The organism is Burkholderia sp. SIMBA_051 (genome assembly GCF_046534915.1).
Classification (GTDB): Bacteria; Pseudomonadota; Gammaproteobacteria; order Burkholderiales; family Burkholderiaceae; genus Burkholderia; species Burkholderia ambifaria.
Map to the genome: position 1 here is coordinate 1 of NZ_JAWRXS010000749.1, position 243 is coordinate 243.

At 74.5% G+C, this 243-nt stretch carries 1 pseudogene; it reads left to right on the top strand.

Annotated elements, in window-relative coordinates:
- Positions 1–53 precede the first annotated feature (53 nt).
- Positions 54–243: pseudogene (locus SB771_RS36475) on the top strand (TlpA family protein disulfide reductase); the annotation flags it as partial.

Genomic DNA, 243 nt, shown 5'->3' on the forward strand with positions numbered 1-243 from the left:
GCGCGCGCTGCTCGAAGCCGGCGACGCGCCTTCCGAACCGGAATGATTCCACGATGATGATGAAACGCATGTTGGCGGTGGCGCTCGTCGCGGCCGCGGCGATCGGCGGCGGGCTCGCCGCCGGCCATTGGTTCCGCGGCGGCAGCGCCGACGACGGTGTGGCGGCCGCCACATCGGCCACATCGGGCTCATCGGCCGCGCCGGCTCCGTCCGGCAGCCCGGTCCAGCAGCTGTGGGCCGCGG